This is a genomic window from Shewanella sp. SR44-4, from assembly GCF_014163715.1.
In the GTDB taxonomy this organism is placed as follows: Bacteria; Pseudomonadota; Gammaproteobacteria; order Enterobacterales; family Shewanellaceae; genus Shewanella.
The window spans coordinates 27,000-44,396 of record NZ_JACJDU010000012.1; the positions used below are offsets into that span (position 1 = coordinate 27,000).

Below are 17,397 nucleotides of genomic sequence, written 5' to 3' on the forward strand. Positions count from 1 at the left end.
CTCCCTAGTAAGTAGGATTTGAGGTGAAATATTGCGGCGAGATTATACCTTGCATATTGCAGTTGGTAAATGGAAAATGGATTTTTATTAACGTTAGAATGAGAACTCTCATGAGTGCCACAAAAAACAATGTTTATAGTGTTTCGCAATTAAATAGCGAAGTGAGGCATATTCTTGAAGGTCAAATCGGCAAAATTTGGCTAAATGGTGAAATATCAAACTTTTCGGCCCCAAGTTCAGGGCACTGGTATCTCACCTTAAAAGACGCTCATTCACAAGTTCGCTGTGCCATGTTTAAGGGCCGTAATCAATCTGTGCGCTTTAAACCCGTCAATGGTCAACAAGTGTTGATTAAAGGCGCCATCAGTGTTTACGAGCCTCGTGGCGATTATCAGCTGCTACTTGAGTCAATGTTGCCAGCAGGTGATGGACTACTCGCACAAGAATTTGAAGCATTAAAACTAAAATTGGCCGCTGAAGGCCTATTTTCCCTAGAAACCAAACGCCCTATTCCAACTAATATCCAACGAATTGGTGTCATCACATCGGCAACGGGTGCGGCGTTGCGAGACATCTTGCATGTATTAGCACGCCGAGATCCCTCAATCGAAGTGGTTGTGTACCCCACTCAAGTTCAAGGTGCTACAGCCAGTCAATTAATCTGCCAAGCCATTGTTACTGCCAATCAACGCATGGAAGTAGATGTACTGTTGCTTACCCGTGGTGGTGGCTCGTTAGAAGATTTATGGTGCTTCAACAGCGAACATTTAGCCCATGCGATTTACAACAGCGCACTGCCTGTGGTGAGCGCTGTTGGCCATGAAATAGATACCACTATCAGTGATTATGTTGCCGATGTACGCGCCCCTACGCCGTCAGCCGGTGCTGAATTATTATCGAAAGACAAAGGCAATAAAGCTGAAAAGTTGGCGCTATTGCTATCGCGTTTACAGCAAGGGATGAAACATTACCAATTGCAGCAGTATGGACGATTAACTCAGTTATCTCACCAACTTCAACGCCATGAGCCGCAGCATAAACTGCAGCAATTTGAACAACGATTTGACGAAATGCAAATGCGCTTAGAAAATGCCTTACAGCATAAACTCAGTCGCCTAACCTTACGCCACCAGCAATTACATAATCGCTTGCAACAACGTTCACCAATTAATACCTTAACCATAGAAAAACAACGGCTTGGGTATTTAATTGAACGCTTTAACGACGCCAGTAAAGATTATTTTAAACAGGCTGAATCACGAGTTTCACAGGCCGCCCATAAACTTGATACCGTCAGCCCGCTGGCAACCTTGAGCCGAGGTTACTCAATCACAAGTACCAATGAGCATGTTATCGAAAATGCCAATCAATTAAGCAATGGTGATGTAATTCATACTCGGTTAAAGCAAGGAAGTGTCACCTCAACAGTGACAGATGTTTCAACTAAATAACAAGCATGGTTTCGATGATAGAAATGTGGCAAAAAGACGTAACGTGAAACAGATAGATTATCGATTATATATGCTTGTTATTTAGATCACTTACCATCCATATATACCAAATTATCTGTGCCAAATACATGTAGTCATCTAGATTATTGTTCACTAACTCCGTTATCGGTTAAGCAAAAAAAGCCATCTTTCGATGGCTTTTTTATTTAAAGATCAACAAGCATTGCTTGTTAACCACACTCACGGATAAAACTATTTACCCATTGGTGTTAATACAATTTCTACACGACGATTTTGCGAACGACCTTGCTCGGTAGAGTTGCTGGCAATTGGGCTTGACTCGCCCATACCAGTTGAAGATACCCGTGAACCGCTAACCTTCTGGCTCGTCATATATTGCGCAACTTCACTCGCTCGTACTTGTGACAAACGCAGGTTATAAGAATCTGAACCCGAACTGTCGGTATAACCAATCACATTTAAGCGAGTGTCATCATATTCTTTAGCCACTAATACAACACTGTTTAACACTGATTTAGCGCGTGAACTTAAGACAGTTTGATCAACCGCAAAAGTCACTTCATTAGGCATGTTCAGTACAATATTGTCACCGTTGCGCGTCACACTCACGCCAGTTGATTTTAACTGTTTACGCAATTCTGCTTCTTGCACATCCATGTAATAACCAATACCACCACCAAGAGCCGCACCAGATGCTGCACCAATTAATGCACCTTTACCGCGGTCGCTTTTGCTTGATGAAAGTACACCAATGGCTGCGCCTGAAAGACCACCGATAATAGCGCCATTTGTGGCTTTAGCATTTTCTGATTCGCCCGTATAAGGATTAGGTAATTGGCAACCAGACAACAACAGCGCCGAACCGATTAATGAACTGCATAACAATGATGCATTTAACTTTACTGACATACACACTCCTAACTACTTATCCCATATGGATAAGTAAAAACTGACAAAATCAAAAATCGTCATTCTAACGTAGATCTAAGGTACACAAGCATAAATTTTACGTTATATTTTATTAATCAAACGTCGACGAAACCCAATCACTCCGGCGAGTAAGCCAATACTTAACCAAGATAACGCCCCGCCTGAATGTTCAGTTTCAATATAAATTTCTTCCACATAAACCGCATCACGGTCGCTACTTTCAAGTGGCAACGCGTATAAGGCATTCGACTCATCACTACTTATTGTCGCAACCGGATCGGCATAACCTAGCTCATATAAATCGATCAACACATCATAGTGATCGGCTTGATAACCACTGGCTAACGTAGTGAGCACTTCGTAATCATCATTACTAGAATCTGCGTGGAGGGTGAATACGTCGGTTGAGTAATAATGGATCCACGGCCCACCATCTTGGCTTAAATATAACTCGGCAAATACATCAGCCTGAATGTCGCCCGCACTGCTGGTAATATCAGCATCAAAGGTCACACTAAAGGTTTGATAAAAACCATCATAATCATAGTCATCAAATAAACTTGAATCTGCACCGTAGAAAGAAAAGTCGTAATAAACAACTTGATTTTGCTGCGCCAACGCTCGTTGTTGCTGGTTGGCCGTTGTCGCGGCAGCTTTTTGATTTTTAGCCATCACTTGTTCACGGGTGACTTTTTTATTCAGGGTTGCAACGGTACCTTGCAACTTAGCTTGCTCATGTAAAGCGCTCACCCTAGCCTGCTTGTCCGCTTCAGTTTCTGGCGTTTGCGGATTAATGACTCTTGCTTGACTGTATGTACCAAAAGCTTGTTCAGAGATCCGCTCGGCGCCTTGTACTGTTGGCGAACTTAACCAGAGTGCACTAGCAACACATAAACTTACGCCCCATTTTAGCTGGGTATTAATTGTCGATAGATTGGCTGTCTTGGCAGTATTATGTTTCATGTTAGTTCCTCACAGTCTTGATATTGAGGCCATTTAACCCTAATCAAAATGAACGTAAGCTGAACATAGTAATAAGGTAGACTTCCGATATCGCTACCCTTTAGTGCCACTGTTATAAATCAATACCGCGAAAACATCCCATAGAGGTAAACCATTCAGTTAATGTTCATCTGCTACCCCTTATACTGCCAAGTCAAATCATCGATACATTGGCATTTACTGATATCTTACGGGCGTTTATGTTTCGCTTACGGCTATTTACTCAATAAGATTAAGTAGATGTTTCTATATAGAAAGGGATCTTTTACACTGGCAATAATGAGGTTATTAGGGAACACAATATGCAGCGTATGCTCAACGTAAATGCCACCATGTTAGGCCTGATGTTAGCGGTACTTTCACTAGCGTGCTCAGTGCCGTCCTATGCTGCTGCATTACATTCATCAGCAGGTGCTCAGTTCTCCCCAGGCCCCAATAATAATCGTCAAAACAATAACCAGCAGAACAGTAATCTGGTGGTTAATAGCGCTCAACAAGCTGTACAAATGGCTCAACGAAGTTATTCAGGTAAAGTATTAAAAGTGCAATCAGCTAACGTCAATGGACATCCTGGTTATCGAATTAAATTACTCACCAATGATGGAGTCATTTTTTATGTGTTAGTCGATGCCACCAATGGCTCGGTTACAAGGAACTAGCTCATGAGATTATTACTGGTCGAAGACGATTTAGCCCTACAAGCAAACATCAAACAGCACCTTATCGACGCGCAATATACTGTTGATGTCGCCAGCGATGGTGAAGAAGGCTTATTTCAGGCTCAAGAATATCAATACGATGTCGCCATTATCGACGTCGGTTTGCCTAAGCTTGATGGCTTGTCATTAATCAGTCAGTTACGTGAGCAAGACATTAGCTACCCGATCATTATTTTAACCGCTCGAGACAGTTGGCAAGATAAAGTGGTCGGTTTAGATGCCGGCGCAGACGATTACTTGAGTAAGCCGTTTCAGCTTGAAGAACTTGTCGCACGAATTAATGCATTAATTCGCCGCTCCGCAGGTAAAGCCAGTCCAGTGATTCAAAATGGTCCCTTTAGCATTAATACCCGCAGTTTAGAAATTAAAAAGAGCCTGCAAATAATTAACCTTAGTGGTTCTGAGTACAAACTATTTGAATACCTGATGCTGCACCCAGGGTCGGTACATTCCAAAAGTAGTTTAATTGAACACATTTATGATCAGGATTTTGATTTAGACTCCAACGTGATTGAAGTGTTTATCCGTCGTTTACGTAAAAAACTCGACCCCGACAATCAATATCAATTAATTGAAACACTGCGTGGTCAGGGCTATCGACTGCGTCAATTAGACCCTGATGCGTAAACTACTCAGCTCGCTTAAAGTCCGCATTGTGATCAGTGCGTTATTACTGATTTTGGTATTATTGCCCATTATCGGCATAACCGTTAATAACGCCTTTGAAACCCAAATTAATGTCGCGGCAAAAAACCAGTTAAAAGCCTATGTTTACTCTGTTTTAGCCATGGCAGAAGTGGAAGATAACCAATTACAAATGCCGTCTCATTTACTTGAAAACCAATTCAATGTGATTGGTTCAGGTCTTTATGCGTTAATCACCACCAAAGATAATCAGCTACTGTGGACCTCAAACTCATTTCTCGGCCTCAACACCCCGATTAACTTACCCAAGCCCGTAACCGGTAGAAGTACCTTCGACTCGATATTGATTAATGACAAGCCACAGTTGATATACAGTTTTAGCGTGAGTTTTGCCACCAGCGAACAGCCTTTTACCATGACGCTGCACATTATAAAAAACCAACAAGAATACCTACAACAAATCCAAAAGTTTTCTAACACCTTATGGACTTGGTTGCTAGTGTTAACCGCCTTATTGGTTATTGTACAGCTCAGCTGGTTGCTATGGACCCTAAAACCTTTAGGCCAATTTAGCCAAGAACTCAGTGCGGTAGAACAAGGCACATCAATGCAACTCAGTACCCGCTACCCTGTGGAATTGCAAAAAGTAGCGCAACAGTTAAACACCTTATTACAAACCGAACAAAATCAGCGTAAACGCTACCGTAATGCGTTAGCCGATTTAGCCCACAGTTTAAAAACACCTTTAGCGGTAATCCAAACTCAAGCTGACTTAAGCGACGCCTCGATGGAACAAATTAACCGTATAAACCAAATTATTGCTTACCAACTAAAGCGGGCACAAAGCGCGGCTGGCAGTGCTTGGCACTTAGGGGTTAATGTTGACAGTATTGCCGTTAAATTAGTCAGAACCTTAAGTAAGATATACCAACATCAAAACCTCACCATTGAGTATCACCCCAACGAACAAGCCCGCTTTAAAGGCGATGAAGCAGACTTAACAGAAATGCTTGGTAATGTGCTCGACAATGCCTGCAAAGCCGCGAAAACAAAAGTGACATTAACCCTTACACAGCAAGATAGTCAGCTGTGCATGACAATTGAAGATGATGGTGAAGGTATTCCGAAAGATAAACAGCAACATATTTTTGAACGGGGGATCCGTGCAGACACTTACACTCAAGGCCACGGGATCGGGCTGGCAATCGTTAGAGACCTTGTCGACAGTTATCACGGCAAACTTACTGTTGGCCAATCGGCATCATTGGGTGGCGCTCAATTTGAGTTTACTTTCCAACAATAAACACCTGCTTTAGATTGCCGCTATATACTATTTGTTTAGTTTATCTATCTAGCTTATTGCTCTTGCTTACTCCTCTCGCATAGTTCTAGCGTATTAACTTCCGTTATGAGCTTTCAGCTTATGTTCATCTTCGGCCCGTTATGATGAACCTAACAGTCATCAATGACGCTGGAGATAACATGAAAAAAGCCATTCACGTACCCGCTCAGGCATTGCTCGCCTTAGCCTTGGTCTGTATGCCATTAACCAATGTGCACGCGGCGCAACCAACTAATTCATACACTTATACAGCAGAAGATGATGTGGTGAGTGATGCTGAGTTGGCACAAATGCTCGCGCCAATAGCGCTATATCCAGACAGTTTATTAACCCACATATTAATTGCGTCAACGTACCCATTAGAAATTGTCCAAGCCAAACGCTGGTTATCAAACCAAGGTAACCGCGACACCAACCAAATTATGACCGAGGTAGAGTCGCAAGACTGGGACCCAAGTGTCAAAGCCTTGGTAGCATTTCCCAATGTATTGCAGCGTTTAAATGATGATTTAGCGTGGACTCAAAGCGTAGGCGATGCCTTTTTGCAAGATGAAGGCCGCATGCTAGACACCATTCAATCATTAAGACAACAAGCTGATGAAGCCAACAACTTAGCCGACCTTGAGCAAGTAAAAGTGTCGCGGGTTGAGCGCCGGATTATTATTGAATCAGTTCGCCCAGAAATTGTTTACGTGCCTTATTACGACAGCCGTATCGTTTATGGCAACTGGCGCTGGAATCGTTATCCACCGGTTTATTGGAATGCACCTGCTTATGTACATTATCGCCCTAACCACAGTGCTATTTACTGGGATAGCGGAGTACGTATTAGCTTTAACTTCTTTTTTAGTGGTTTTCATTGGCATGATCGCCGTGTAATTGCGGTACCAGTACGTCAAAACTACCGTTACTACACACCACGAAAAATAAGCTACAGCCATGGTGCCCAACATTGGCAACATAAACCTAAGCATCGCAAAGGTGTGGCTTACCACAGCCAAGTGATCAGCAAACGTTATAATGGCCATTATGAGAAACGTAACAAGCAGGTAAGTTATTCACGCGAAGCCAAACGCCAGCAAGCCAATGAACCTCGTCATTATTCCACCAAGGTGAATGATCAGCATAAAGACATAAACCATAGCAGCAAGCAGGATAAGCGTAGTGACAAATCAACGTTAAGAAGTGTAGGCCGCAATGAGCCGATTGAGCACAAAAGTAGCAAGCTAAAACGCGAGTTAAGCCAGCAACGTCAACCAGCAGCACAAGTAAAATCATTTGAGCGCAAAGGTGAGCCGATGAAGTCAAACTACAGTCGTCAACGCGATGTGGCCCAAACTAAGTATGAGACAAAACCAGTGGCGAACATAACAAGCAAGCCGCGCACTCAAGAATTACAACAAGCTCAACGTAACACTCGAGTTGAAACATCGCGCCAGCCGCAAGTTAACGCGATGCGCAATCCACAACAGCAAGTGAAACAAATACGCAGGAGTGAACCACAAAAGCAGCAAGTTCGCGAAACAACTCGATCAACGCCTCAGCAAGCTTCGCGATCAATGAGTCAGCAACGTGATAATGCATCATCACGCCGTGCAAGCCAGTCAAGAGACACCGGACCTTCAAGAGAAAAACAGTCTAGAGAAAGACAGTAAACAGTAAAAAAAGCCGCGAACTACAACAAAAAACGACATGAGTAGGTCTTGTCTCTCATGTTGTTTTTTGTCTATATAAAATCAATAAAATTGCCAGTATTCACGCTAAACCTGAGCATGGGGTAATACAATACAGACATTTAAGCCATGAGGTTCTACTCGGCTAAAAGTCAATTCACCATGATGTAAACTGATAATATGCTGACAAATTGATAAGCCTAAACCCGCACCATGTGAAGCGTTTTCATCAACACGATAAAAGCGGTTTTTGGCTAAGCTGATTTCCTCATCTGACATGCCCCGGCCTTGATCAAGCACATAAATTTTTGTCTGTTGCTCGTCCTGAGTAACCTTAATGGTTATTAAGGATTCTTTAGGACTGTATTTACAGGCATTTTCGATAATATTTTTCAGTACTAATTCGATGTAAAACGGATCGGCATTAATGTTCATATCTTTAGGAACAACGATATACCACTCGTAATCGGCAATGACGTGTACTAGCTGATTTATCACATTCTCAATAATATCTTGTAGCTTACAATCGGTTTTATTTAACGCCTCTATCGCATCCACTCGTGATAACAACAACAGCTGCTCCACTGTATGGCTAATGCGGTTTACACCCTCGCCTATGGCTTCTATATATGGCAACGTTGCCTGCTGAATTTGTGGCATTTGGCCAGACAATACATCGCTTAAGCCATCGCTGTGTAACTTAATAATCGCTAATGGCGTTTTAAGTTCATGGGCGGCATCGGCACTAAAACGACGTTCACGGATCATCGTCTCGCTAATGCGCAGCAAGAAGCCGTTAAGGGCTTTTTGCGTTGATGCTAACTCCTTCGGTAAAGTGAAATTGATAGGAGTTAGGTCTTGGGCTGAGCGGTTATCTAAATGACGTTCTAATAACTTAACCGGTTTAAATAAGTAATAAGTTAACAACAACATGAAAAACATCATAATGGGAGTAATGATTAACGGCGAGCGCCAAGTGTTGCTGATAATTAATGACACGATCTCTCGTCGAACATCATCACGCTGTGCGGTTACAATCCATACCTGATGCGACGATGAGAAAAAGCTGTACACATGCCATAACTCATTATCGATGCTACGAGTGTCATAGCCTTGGATGAAATTGGTTAGTTGTTGCTCGCCAGAACTATCAGAATACGCGAGTAACTGCCCCGAGCTGGACAGTAATTGAAATGATAATTTATGCTCATAAGACAAGGTGACAGGATTAGATTGATCAGCAAAGGTTTCTATTTTTGAATCCGCAACATGGAACAAACTTGGCTGCTGGAGCAATTGTGCCAGTTGAGCTTCTGTTAAATGTTCGACATAAAACTGTTCCAACATTTTGGCGGTTTGCACCATCTGCGCATCAAACAATTCTTCGACTTCATGCATAGCATCACGCGTACTGAGTATGCTCGAAAAAGTTACCGTAAGAACAATCCCCACCAGCATAATCAAACTTAATAATAATCGTAATGAAAACATAATATCCTTATTGTATTAAGTGTAATTAAGTCGCTGTTTGGCTGCCCAGCATTTACTTCATCTACCCTATCTAACTCATAATAAAGCTATACCGTTTCAGTTAAAATATAGCCTATACCGCGCACGGTTTTGATCAGCTCAGTGGCCGTTTTTTTACGTAGATGATGAATATGCACTTCAATCGAGTTGCTGCCCACTTCATCCCAGCCATAAGTTAGCTGTTCAAGTTGATTACGGGTTAACACGCGACCTGCTGATTGAGCAAATTCGAGTAACAATTGATATTCACGGCGTGAAAGCGACACTAACACATCGCGAAAATGCACTTCACAACGGGCAAAGTCGATGTTGAGAGCACCATAGCTAAATTGGTTATTATCTAGGCCATGTTGACGTCGAATAATCGCCTTAAGCCTAGCAATTAATTCCCTCACATCAAAAGGCTTACTTAAATAATCATCAGCACCAATATCTAAACACATTAAGCGGGTGTCAAAATCTGTATTTGCGGTCAACACAATAATAGGTAATGAGATACCATTTTTACGCCACTGTTTTAATAAGTCTGCACCATTGCCGTCGGGTAAACTTAAATCGAGAATAATGGCGCTAAAATCTTCATTTCCTAAGGCGATTTGGGCTTGATTATATGATGCTAAATGATCGACCTGAATACCTGATTTAGCTAAGCTCATTACGATGCCTTGTGCTAACAACTTATTATCTTCTACTAATAACACCCGCATTCAGTACCCTTATTCATTAACGAAACACCTTAAAATCGACACCTTGTTGCTGTAAAAAACCTTCAGCATCCGGTCCTTTTAGCATCGACATTGTGGCCAACATTCCAGCCATAACACAATTGGGCGCCAGCACAGTGACCGATAATGGCGCTTGCTCTACAGGGTAACCCTTTTTAGGATTAATAATATGCCCATAACGTTTACCGTCCACCTCTATATAGCGCCGAGTAGTACCACTAGTGGCTAACGCCCCCTGGCGAATGGTTAACAGTGCCGCAGCGTTATCAAGATTATGAGGGTTTTCAATCCCCACCTGCCAGCCATCGATTTTGGTGATCGGGCAAGCAATATCACCACCAAAGTTGACTAATACCGATTGCTTTGGCCAACGACTCGCTAATATTTGTGCGGTGCGATCCACCGCATATTCCTTACCGATACCGCCAAAGTCGACACTCATGTCTGCAGGCATACAGACGGTCTTATCCGTCAATGCAATACGAGCAAAACCCACCTTAAGCAAAGCAGCATCAATGTCCGTTTGTAACGGCACACGATGGTTACCATCAAAACGCCATAACGCCATTAATGGACAGGCACTGATATCAAATGCTGATTCACTTAATTGAAAACATTGTTGAGCAAATTGCAATAAATGCACTGTCTCGGCATCAATCGGGGTCGTTTCACCTTGGGCATGATTTAACTGCCACACCACGTTAGCTTCAATAAAACGGCTGAATTTATGTTCTATACGCTTTGCTTCGTCATAAGCAATAGTCAGCATTTGCCTCGCAATATACTCGTCATCAACTGCCATTAATAATTCACATGGGCTAGCCATAGCATTAAATGAACCTAAAAAGCCCCAAGGACGAGGCTGTAAGCTCATCACTTTTGGGGCTTTTGACATTGTTGTTAGTGGTTCAAGCAAGTTAAATTACTCTGTTTATTGATGACACATTCATCTTAAAACGAATAACTCACTTGAGCTACTATCGCTTTCACCGCTGGGAATAAATCGTAGTTTTGTAGCTGACCAGGTATCTCAGTACCATTATTTTCAGGATTTTGCTGATAATACTCAATACGATAACTTAATTCATGGCCACCCGATAAACGCTGGCCAAATTTAAGTCCTATGGTGTAAGCCGTCATATCACCAATGCGATAATCGGCGCTGGCATACTCTGGTATTGCATCGCCACTCATCAAGAATGGTTGATAAAACTCAGCTGCTTGCTGCTGGTAATAACGTAAGTGCAATTGTGCGTACATAGTTGGACTAAAATTATATCGGTAATGCGTTTCTAAAGTATGCGATTGAATATCCCAATCATCAGTACTATAGCGATATGAAAAATCGACTACGCCAGAATCCAATGCACCTTTGGTGAGTAAAAACACACTATGCTTAAGGCGTGAGTCTGGACGATTTTCGTAACGGTAAGCTTGTGTTTGACCGTTAACATCGACCTCACTAAGGATCTTATACGGGTCGGTCATGTAACCTGACACACTTGATAAACCATAGTTAGCTTGCATCAACCAATTACGATTAATAATCTGAGTCACACCAAACATAATATCACTGGTTTGTTTAGTATCATCACCCGCTAAACGCGTTTGATCAAAGGCTGCTTGATAATCGGCATCACTGGCATAATCGCCACGAAACACCATTTCTGACATTGCCACAGGACGACCGCCAACAGGGTCAACCACATCATTGGTAAATGCCCCCGATAACGACAATGTAGTGTTATTTTTATTAAAACTACGTTCAAGACCCGCGTTAATGCCCATCGAAAGATAATCAAACTCTTTTGAACCGTACACACCTACGTTACCGGTCCAATCTTGATTAAGCACTTCTTGCCAGTTAGCGCTAAGCTGAACACGAGTATCATGAAAGGTATCATCCAGCGGTGTTTCGCCAGCACTGACAGTATATTGGCCATCACCTGACGGACGCGTGAAAGTTTGACTGTCACTTTGAGCCACTGCACCAGAAGCTGATGCACCAGTTAAACTGTCGACCACAATTTTAAGGTCCAATAACGAACTGTCACCAAAGGCTTTTTGTACATTACCAATCGCTTCTGCAGCTTGAACCCGGTCTTGCTCGCCATAATACATAATGGCAGCATCAACCTTCCAATCATCATTGGCAGGAATCGGTTCTGCTGCACTGGCCTGTTGGCTTAATAAACTACAGCTTGCTAATGCCAACGCACTGGCAATACTTTGCTTAGATGTTAGTTGCATCCACAACCTCCGCCCGCTAATGAGCGACCACCACTAGTACCTTCTTTACTAAAATAAATATGGTCATCTAACGCGAGATCAAGTTTTTCGCTGTTCAACGCCATATCAGCACGGGCTAATTGATCTTTTTCCCAAGGTTGTACACCTAAGTTCGAACAGCCAACCAAACTACTGACAATGGCTAATGCCACCACAGCTTTGGCAAAGGGTTGATAAAATGCTTTTGTCATCAATTTACTCCTGTAACAACATTTGGATTTCTTGTTCATAGGCGGGAATGTTTTCGGTAAAAAAACCCATGTGAGTTTGCACTAATTCACCTTTACGATTGAACAAAAAGCTACTTGGCATACCTTGTAACTCAAAGGCTTGGGCAATATCACCTTCAGGGTCAAAACGAAGATTAAATTTTGCCGGCAGTTTGCTCAAAAACTCATGGGCTAATGCGGTATCAACATCAAGGTTAATTGCGACTACCTCTAAACCTTGCTGTTGATATTTAGCCTGGATGGCATTCATCCACGGAAATGATTTACGGCATGGAGCACACCAAGACGCCCAAAAATCGACATAAACCACTTTGCCAGCAAATTGTTGCAGACTGACACTTGCGCCTTGTTGATCTAACACATCATGTTCTAATGACGGAGCAGCTTGAGCTTGGGCATTAACACCTAACCCTATCGCTAAACTTAACGCTATAAACTTAATGTTACGAAAATGACAAAATAACCCAATTGACATCATATTTTCACCTAATAAACATATTGCAAACAACATAGTCCACCAATCTTAAGATTCACTTAAGCATTGTAAAGATATCGTAAAGACAATTTATGCCATTAAAAAAAGAAAATAACATTAGCCTCCAATCATTTTCGACACGATGCCTTTATCGTTACCAGACTCGGCCACTAAAATCCCTGCTAAATGTAAACTTATAAAAGGGATGAAATACCACAGTGCCAACTTATGAATTGTTTCAGCCTGTTCTTCTATTGCCTCTGGACCAAACTTGAGTAACAAACCTGTTATTACAGAGAACGCTATGCCAGCATAAAATACCCAATACACCCATGCCTGAAACTTTTGCTTTGTCGTAGCTTGGCGCGAAAAAGGCGACGGATAATGCAGACCAAATTTAGCCATATAAACAAACCGAGCAAAAACAAATACGCCCACCGCATAGCCAAAATAAATATGCCACTGGAACATAACGCCACGAATACTTTTAGCAATGCTCACCGCTTGTTTATCGGTAATAATGACATCTAATTTCGCTAAGCCTTGGTGAATTATGGCGGCCATATGGTTTTTTTCCATCCACCCAAGCCTTAGTAATACGGTTAATAACATCACCATCATGGTCAAGGCCAACCCCCAATGAATAAGACGATGGAATAATGGATAAGTTGTCTGTGTTTGCATATAAACCTCGGTAGGATTGCGATGATGGGGCCATTATCACGCCGGAATCTTAACAATCACTTATGGATAACAATAATCGAAAAAGAATCTAAAACATGACACTATGGCGATAAAATAACTTTGAACGAACTCACACATGACTCATTTTCTGCACAATACCCGACAAATGGCGTTATTCCTTGCAGGTTTAGGAACTTCATTGGGCGGACTTTATACTTTATTCCCACAGTGGGCTGTCGAAAACCTTAACCAGTTAGCCTATCACTCCAGTGACACAATATTTATTCAGCATTGGGGATTTATGGTATTAATGGTTGGATGCAGTTTTTTTATTGCAATGTTCCGTTCAGCTTGGATAAAACCGCTGTTTTGCATTGCGCTCATTGAAAAGCTGTTTTTTGTTAGCTTGGTATTGAGTCATGCCAATCAAGATTTTGTCGATGGTTTTTGGTTATCAATGGTAATGGACAGCATGATATGTACTTACATTGCCGCGTATTTATGGTGGTGTCGAGCCACTGGTGATTTAACGTATTAAGATAGGTAAACTCAATTTAACCGAGACTATCTGGCGGTGCCGCGACATCGCATTTTTTACAAATAAGGATCATTCCTAATTGCTGTTGCCGACCTTCTACTGTCATTACCCAAGGGCGAACAGTCCAAGGTGGATTATGGCGTACATGTTGAAAATGGCCGCAACCTAATTCTGCCACCCAATGATGTTCTTCATCCAAATGATAACCGGTAATTTTTTGCTGCATCCTAGTTCACCCAATCTTTAATACCAATTCTAATAGACGGTAAACACCTACAAAAAAGCCTGAACAAGTCAGGCTTTTTGAGTAATAAGTAACTTAAATAACAACGAGGTTACTTAGTACGATCGCGAATGTGGCTCATTGCACGCTTACGACGACGCTCTTGACCCACAGTCAACTTCTCAGTTCTACCTTCAAACGGGTTAGAACCTTCATGGAAACGTAACTGAATTGGCGTACCGACTACTTTTAATGAACGACGGAAATAGTTCATCATATAGCGCTTATACGAATCAGGTAGTTTCTTAACTTGGTTACCATGAATAACCACGATTGGTGGATTATAACCGCCAGCGTGAGCATATTTAAGCTTCACACGACGACCATTCACCAATGGTGGTTGGTGATCATCTTGCGACATTTGCATAACGCGCGTTAGCATTGATGTACTTACGCGACGTGTCGCACTGTCGTAGGCTTCTTCAATTGACTCATATAAATGACCAACGCCAGTGCCATGTAATGCCGAAATAAAGTGAATACGAGCAAAATCGATAAAGCCTAAACGGCGATCAAGTTCGCTTTTAACACGGTCTTTGACTTTTTGATCAATACCGTCCCACTTGTTTATCGCAATCACCAATGCACGGCCTGCGTTTAAGGTAAAACCTAATAAACCAAGATCTTGCTCTGCAATACCTTCGCGTGCATCGATAACTAATAATACTACGTTAGCATCTTCAACCGCTTTCAAGGTTTTAATTACCGAGAATTTCTCGATAACTTCATTTACTTTACTGCGACGTCGAACACCAGCAGTATCAATTAACACGTACTCTCTACCTTCGCGTGACATTGGAATGTAAATACTGTCACGAGTGGTACCTGGCTCGTCATAAACGACGACACGTTCTTCGCCGAGGATACGGTTAATCAGTGTTGATTTACCCACGTTAGGCTTACCAATAATGGCGAGCTTAATCGGTAAGTTTTGTAGGCGTTCTTGTTCTGCTTCCGCTTCTTCTTCAGTATATTCACGTTCAACTTGCTCGCCTTCTTCGTCGAGTTCGCGAACAATACCCATAGCTTCGGCATAAGGCGTTAGTGCGTAGTCAATCATGTTGGTTACACCACGACCTTGCGCGGCAGCCATTTGATAGACTTCACCTAAACCTAGAGACCAAAATTCACCACAAGCTGAATCGGCATCAATACCATCAACTTTGTTGGCAACCACAAAAGTGACTTTATCACGGCTACGTAAATGCTGAGCAATCGCTAAATCGGCAGCGGTCATACCAGCACGAGCATCGGTCATAAATAATACGACGTCAGCTTCTTCAATCGCGGCCAATGACTGTTCAGCCATTTTGGTTTCGATCCCTTCTTCGCTGCCATCAATACCGCCAGTATCAACAACGATAAACTCGTAGCCAGCTAAAAATGCACGGCCGTACTTACGGTCACGTGTTAAACCTGGGAAATCAGCGACTAACGCATCACGAGTACGAGTAAGACGGTTAAATAATGTCGATTTGCCGACATTCGGTCGCCCTACAAGGGCCACAACAGGGATCATGATTTTGCCTCTAAAAAACTTTTCAATAAAAAGCCCCCGGAACGCTTCCAGGGGCTCTAGTAAGGACATTATACCTTAATTAACGCAAAAATAGTGCTATGACTTATTCCGCATCAGTTTCAGTATCTTCCTCAACATTCATTTGCTCTTCTTTGTTCAACGTAACAATCGCGACTTTGCCGCTACGGCCTTGAACATAGATTTTGTCACCCACCACTAAAGGTTGGGCATATAATCCATCACTATCAACTTGAACTCGGCCAACTATATCGCCGCTGTTACGGTCAATAAAATGCAAGTAACCTTCAAAGTCACCGACAACAATATAATTATCAATTACTGCAGGGGCTGTTAACTCACGGTTTTTAAGGACTGAAGTGCTCCATAACTCTAAACCATTACGGCGATCGACAGAGTAAATACGGCTATGATCATCGACCAAATACAGGCTAATACCTGCAGCGGCTAAATCATTAAAGCTTGAATATTTACGCGACCAAACTACGCGACCGCTACGAAGTTCCATAGAGACTAAGTTACCATTGTAACTAGCAACATACAGATTTTCGCCCAGTATTAATGGCGTCATATCAATATCAGCCATCCGGGTAAACTCATTTGCACCGGTTGGACTAAAAACGGCTTGTTCCCAAGCTGCTTGGCCATTACTTTTAACGACAACTGCGACTTTACCGTCAGCTGTTCCCAAAAAGAAACCGCCCGCTTCATACGCAGCAGAACCTGTACCTCTTAAGGTAAGATTTGGCAGTTGCATTTCATAGGTCCATAACTTTTTACCATTATCGATATCAAATGCTTCAAATGCGCCTTTACTGGTATTTACCGCGACAACATCTTCTGCCACTGTTGGTGCCGATAATAACTCGCCATTTGCTTGCGCAGACCACACAACGTCACCCGTTGCTTCGTCAAGCGCAACCAATAAACCGGTTTCGCCACCAACAAACACTTTATTACGTGCAGCGGTAACACCTGCAGCTAAAAGAATACCCTTGGTTTTGGTTTCAAGCTTATCTTCAAAGACATCATTGAAGTCTTTTTTCCAAAGCTCATCACCGGTTGCTTCATCAAAGGCAACCACAATACCGCTACGATCGGCGACAAACACCTTGCCGTAACGAACGGTAGGACGAAGTTGAGAGTAATAATCCCCTACACCGTCGCCGACACTGGTATCCCAAGTAATCTCAGGAAACACGGTTGCTTGTATATCAACTAATTCACTCACTGGCTCTTCTTCAACATCACTTGAAGAACAAGCAGACATAAGAGCAACACTTAACCCAACGGCAAGTAGATTTTTACACCACGACTTCATCG

General features: G+C 42.4%; 18 protein-coding genes. 6 read left to right on the forward strand and 12 right to left on the reverse strand.

Annotated features, from left to right (window positions below; genetic code table 11):
* Positions 1–110: 110 nt before the first annotated feature.
* Complete coding sequence (xseA, locus tag H5125_RS07800; RefSeq protein ID WP_101085484.1) at positions 111–1,451, forward strand: exodeoxyribonuclease VII large subunit; 1,341 nt, start codon at positions 111–113, stop codon at positions 1,449–1,451.
* 252 nt (positions 1,452–1,703) lie between these two features.
* On the opposite strand, the gene H5125_RS07805 is transcribed toward xseA, so the two are convergent.
* Positions 1,704–2,381 carry an OmpA family protein gene (locus H5125_RS07805; RefSeq protein ID WP_162022615.1) on the reverse strand — a complete coding sequence of 226 codons (678 nt, stop codon included), beginning with the start codon at positions 2,379–2,381 and terminating at the stop codon, positions 1,704–1,706.
* A gap of 102 nt (positions 2,382–2,483) precedes the next feature.
* Positions 2,484–3,365, reverse strand: coding sequence for a choice-of-anchor H family protein (locus H5125_RS07810; protein ID WP_182743942.1), 882 nt, complete (start codon positions 3,363–3,365; stop codon positions 2,484–2,486).
* A 341-nt stretch (positions 3,366–3,706) separates the two neighbouring features.
* On the opposite strand from H5125_RS07810, the gene H5125_RS07815 reads away from it, so the two are divergent.
* The 4 genes from H5125_RS07815 (at position 3,707) to H5125_RS07830 (ending at position 7,765) form a co-directional block, all read left to right on the forward strand.
* Positions 3,707–4,063 carry a PepSY domain-containing protein gene (locus H5125_RS07815; RefSeq protein WP_242445092.1) on the forward strand — a complete coding sequence of 119 codons (357 nt, stop codon included), beginning with the start codon at positions 3,707–3,709 and terminating at the stop codon, positions 4,061–4,063.
* A 3-nt stretch (positions 4,064–4,066) separates the two neighbouring features.
* Positions 4,067–4,750: a response regulator transcription factor gene (locus tag H5125_RS07820; RefSeq protein ID WP_182743943.1), complete on the forward strand. Its 684-nt coding sequence runs from the start codon at positions 4,067–4,069 to the stop codon at positions 4,748–4,750.
* A complete protein-coding gene (locus H5125_RS07825) occupies positions 4,743–6,071 on the forward strand; it encodes an ATP-binding protein (protein WP_101085491.1) in 1,329 nt (442 codons plus the stop codon). Before H5125_RS07820 ends, H5125_RS07825 begins: the two co-directional genes overlap by 8 nt.
* Before the next feature lie 179 nt (positions 6,072–6,250).
* Positions 6,251–7,765: a DUF3300 domain-containing protein gene (locus tag H5125_RS07830; protein ID WP_182743944.1), complete on the forward strand. Its 1,515-nt coding sequence runs from the start codon at positions 6,251–6,253 to the stop codon at positions 7,763–7,765.
* Positions 7,766–7,870: 105 nt separating this feature from the next.
* Here H5125_RS07830 and H5125_RS07835 read toward each other — a convergent pair whose 3' ends face one another.
* The 7 genes from H5125_RS07835 to H5125_RS07865 all read right to left on the reverse strand — a co-directional run bounded on the left by H5125_RS07835 (position 7,871) and on the right by H5125_RS07865 (position 13,716).
* On the reverse strand, positions 7,871–9,274 hold the full coding sequence (locus H5125_RS07835) for an ATP-binding protein (RefSeq protein ID WP_182743945.1): 1,404 nt from the start codon (positions 9,272–9,274) through the stop codon (positions 7,871–7,873).
* A gap of 86 nt (positions 9,275–9,360) precedes the next feature.
* The gene (locus H5125_RS07840) at positions 9,361–10,020 is read right to left on the reverse strand and encodes a response regulator transcription factor (RefSeq protein ID WP_162022611.1); all 660 of its coding nucleotides are present in this window, start codon (positions 10,018–10,020) and stop codon (positions 9,361–9,363) included.
* Between the two features lie 16 nt (positions 10,021–10,036).
* The gene (locus H5125_RS07845) at positions 10,037–10,933 is read right to left on the reverse strand and encodes an FAD:protein FMN transferase (protein ID WP_182743946.1); all 897 of its coding nucleotides are present in this window, start codon (positions 10,931–10,933) and stop codon (positions 10,037–10,039) included.
* Between the two features lie 56 nt (positions 10,934–10,989).
* Entirely contained in the window at positions 10,990–12,288 is a 1,299-nt protein-coding gene (locus H5125_RS07850; RefSeq protein ID WP_162022609.1) for a DUF3570 domain-containing protein, read from the reverse strand.
* Complete coding sequence (locus H5125_RS07855; RefSeq protein ID WP_162022608.1) at positions 12,279–12,518, reverse strand: DUF4266 domain-containing protein; 240 nt, start codon at positions 12,516–12,518, stop codon at positions 12,279–12,281. Before H5125_RS07855 ends, H5125_RS07850 begins: the two co-directional genes overlap by 10 nt.
* A gap of 4 nt (positions 12,519–12,522) precedes the next feature.
* On the reverse strand, positions 12,523–13,035 hold the full coding sequence (locus tag H5125_RS07860) for a TlpA disulfide reductase family protein (protein WP_242445093.1): 513 nt from the start codon (positions 13,033–13,035) through the stop codon (positions 12,523–12,525).
* A 114-nt stretch (positions 13,036–13,149) separates the two neighbouring features.
* On the reverse strand, positions 13,150–13,716 hold the full coding sequence (locus H5125_RS07865; protein WP_101085505.1) for a cytochrome b/b6 domain-containing protein: 567 nt from the start codon (positions 13,714–13,716) through the stop codon (positions 13,150–13,152).
* Positions 13,717–13,852: 136 nt separating this feature from the next.
* On the opposite strand from H5125_RS07865, the gene H5125_RS07870 reads away from it, so the two are divergent.
* A complete protein-coding gene (locus tag H5125_RS07870) occupies positions 13,853–14,254 on the forward strand; it encodes a hypothetical protein (protein ID WP_182743947.1) in 402 nt (133 codons plus the stop codon).
* Positions 14,255–14,270: 16 nt separating this feature from the next.
* On the opposite strand, the gene H5125_RS07875 is transcribed toward H5125_RS07870, so the two are convergent.
* From H5125_RS07875 to bamB, 3 genes are all read right to left on the reverse strand, one after another.
* Positions 14,271–14,480: a DUF3565 domain-containing protein gene (locus H5125_RS07875; protein WP_101085508.1), complete on the reverse strand. Its 210-nt coding sequence runs from the start codon at positions 14,478–14,480 to the stop codon at positions 14,271–14,273.
* Positions 14,481–14,589: 109 nt separating this feature from the next.
* The gene (gene der, locus H5125_RS07880) at positions 14,590–16,056 is read right to left on the reverse strand and encodes a ribosome biogenesis GTPase Der (protein ID WP_101085510.1); all 1,467 of its coding nucleotides are present in this window, start codon (positions 16,054–16,056) and stop codon (positions 14,590–14,592) included.
* Between the two features lie 103 nt (positions 16,057–16,159).
* Entirely contained in the window at positions 16,160–17,395 is a 1,236-nt protein-coding gene (gene bamB, locus H5125_RS07885) for an outer membrane protein assembly factor BamB (protein ID WP_182743948.1), read from the reverse strand.
* Positions 17,396–17,397: the final 2 nt, after the last annotated feature.

Bases quoted from the DNA above. Each gene is read 5' to 3' on its own strand.
- xseA (WP_101085484.1), top strand. From the start codon at position 111: ATGAGTGCCACAAAAAACAATGTTTATAGTGTTTCGCAATTAAATAGC.
- H5125_RS07805 (WP_162022615.1), bottom strand. From the start codon at position 2,381: ATGTCAGTAAAGTTAAATGCATCATTGTTATGCAGTTCATTAATCGGT.
- H5125_RS07810 (WP_182743942.1), bottom strand. From the start codon at position 3,365: ATGAAACATAATACTGCCAAGACAGCCAATCTATCGACAATTAATACC.
- H5125_RS07815 (WP_242445092.1), top strand. From the start codon at position 3,707: ATGCAGCGTATGCTCAACGTAAATGCCACCATGTTAGGCCTGATGTTA.
- H5125_RS07820 (WP_182743943.1), top strand. From the start codon at position 4,067: ATGAGATTATTACTGGTCGAAGACGATTTAGCCCTACAAGCAAACATC.
- H5125_RS07825 (WP_101085491.1), top strand. From the start codon at position 4,743: ATGCGTAAACTACTCAGCTCGCTTAAAGTCCGCATTGTGATCAGTGCG.
- H5125_RS07830 (WP_182743944.1), top strand. From the start codon at position 6,251: ATGAAAAAAGCCATTCACGTACCCGCTCAGGCATTGCTCGCCTTAGCC.
- H5125_RS07835 (WP_182743945.1), bottom strand. From the start codon at position 9,274: ATGTTTTCATTACGATTATTATTAAGTTTGATTATGCTGGTGGGGATT.
- H5125_RS07840 (WP_162022611.1), bottom strand. From the start codon at position 10,020: ATGCGGGTGTTATTAGTAGAAGATAATAAGTTGTTAGCACAAGGCATC.
- H5125_RS07845 (WP_182743946.1), bottom strand. From the start codon at position 10,933: ATGTCAAAAGCCCCAAAAGTGATGAGCTTACAGCCTCGTCCTTGGGGC.
- H5125_RS07850 (WP_162022609.1), bottom strand. From the start codon at position 12,288: ATGCAACTAACATCTAAGCAAAGTATTGCCAGTGCGTTGGCATTAGCA.
- H5125_RS07855 (WP_162022608.1), bottom strand. From the start codon at position 12,518: ATGACAAAAGCATTTTATCAACCCTTTGCCAAAGCTGTGGTGGCATTA.
- H5125_RS07860 (WP_242445093.1), bottom strand. From the start codon at position 13,035: ATGATGTCAATTGGGTTATTTTGTCATTTTCGTAACATTAAGTTTATA.
- H5125_RS07865 (WP_101085505.1), bottom strand. From the start codon at position 13,716: ATGCAAACACAGACAACTTATCCATTATTCCATCGTCTTATTCATTGG.
- H5125_RS07870 (WP_182743947.1), top strand. From the start codon at position 13,853: ATGACTCATTTTCTGCACAATACCCGACAAATGGCGTTATTCCTTGCA.
- H5125_RS07875 (WP_101085508.1), bottom strand. From the start codon at position 14,480: ATGCAGCAAAAAATTACCGGTTATCATTTGGATGAAGAACATCATTGG.
- der (WP_101085510.1), bottom strand. From the start codon at position 16,056: ATGATCCCTGTTGTGGCCCTTGTAGGGCGACCGAATGTCGGCAAATCG.
- bamB (WP_182743948.1), bottom strand. From the start codon at position 17,395: ATGAAGTCGTGGTGTAAAAATCTACTTGCCGTTGGGTTAAGTGTTGCT.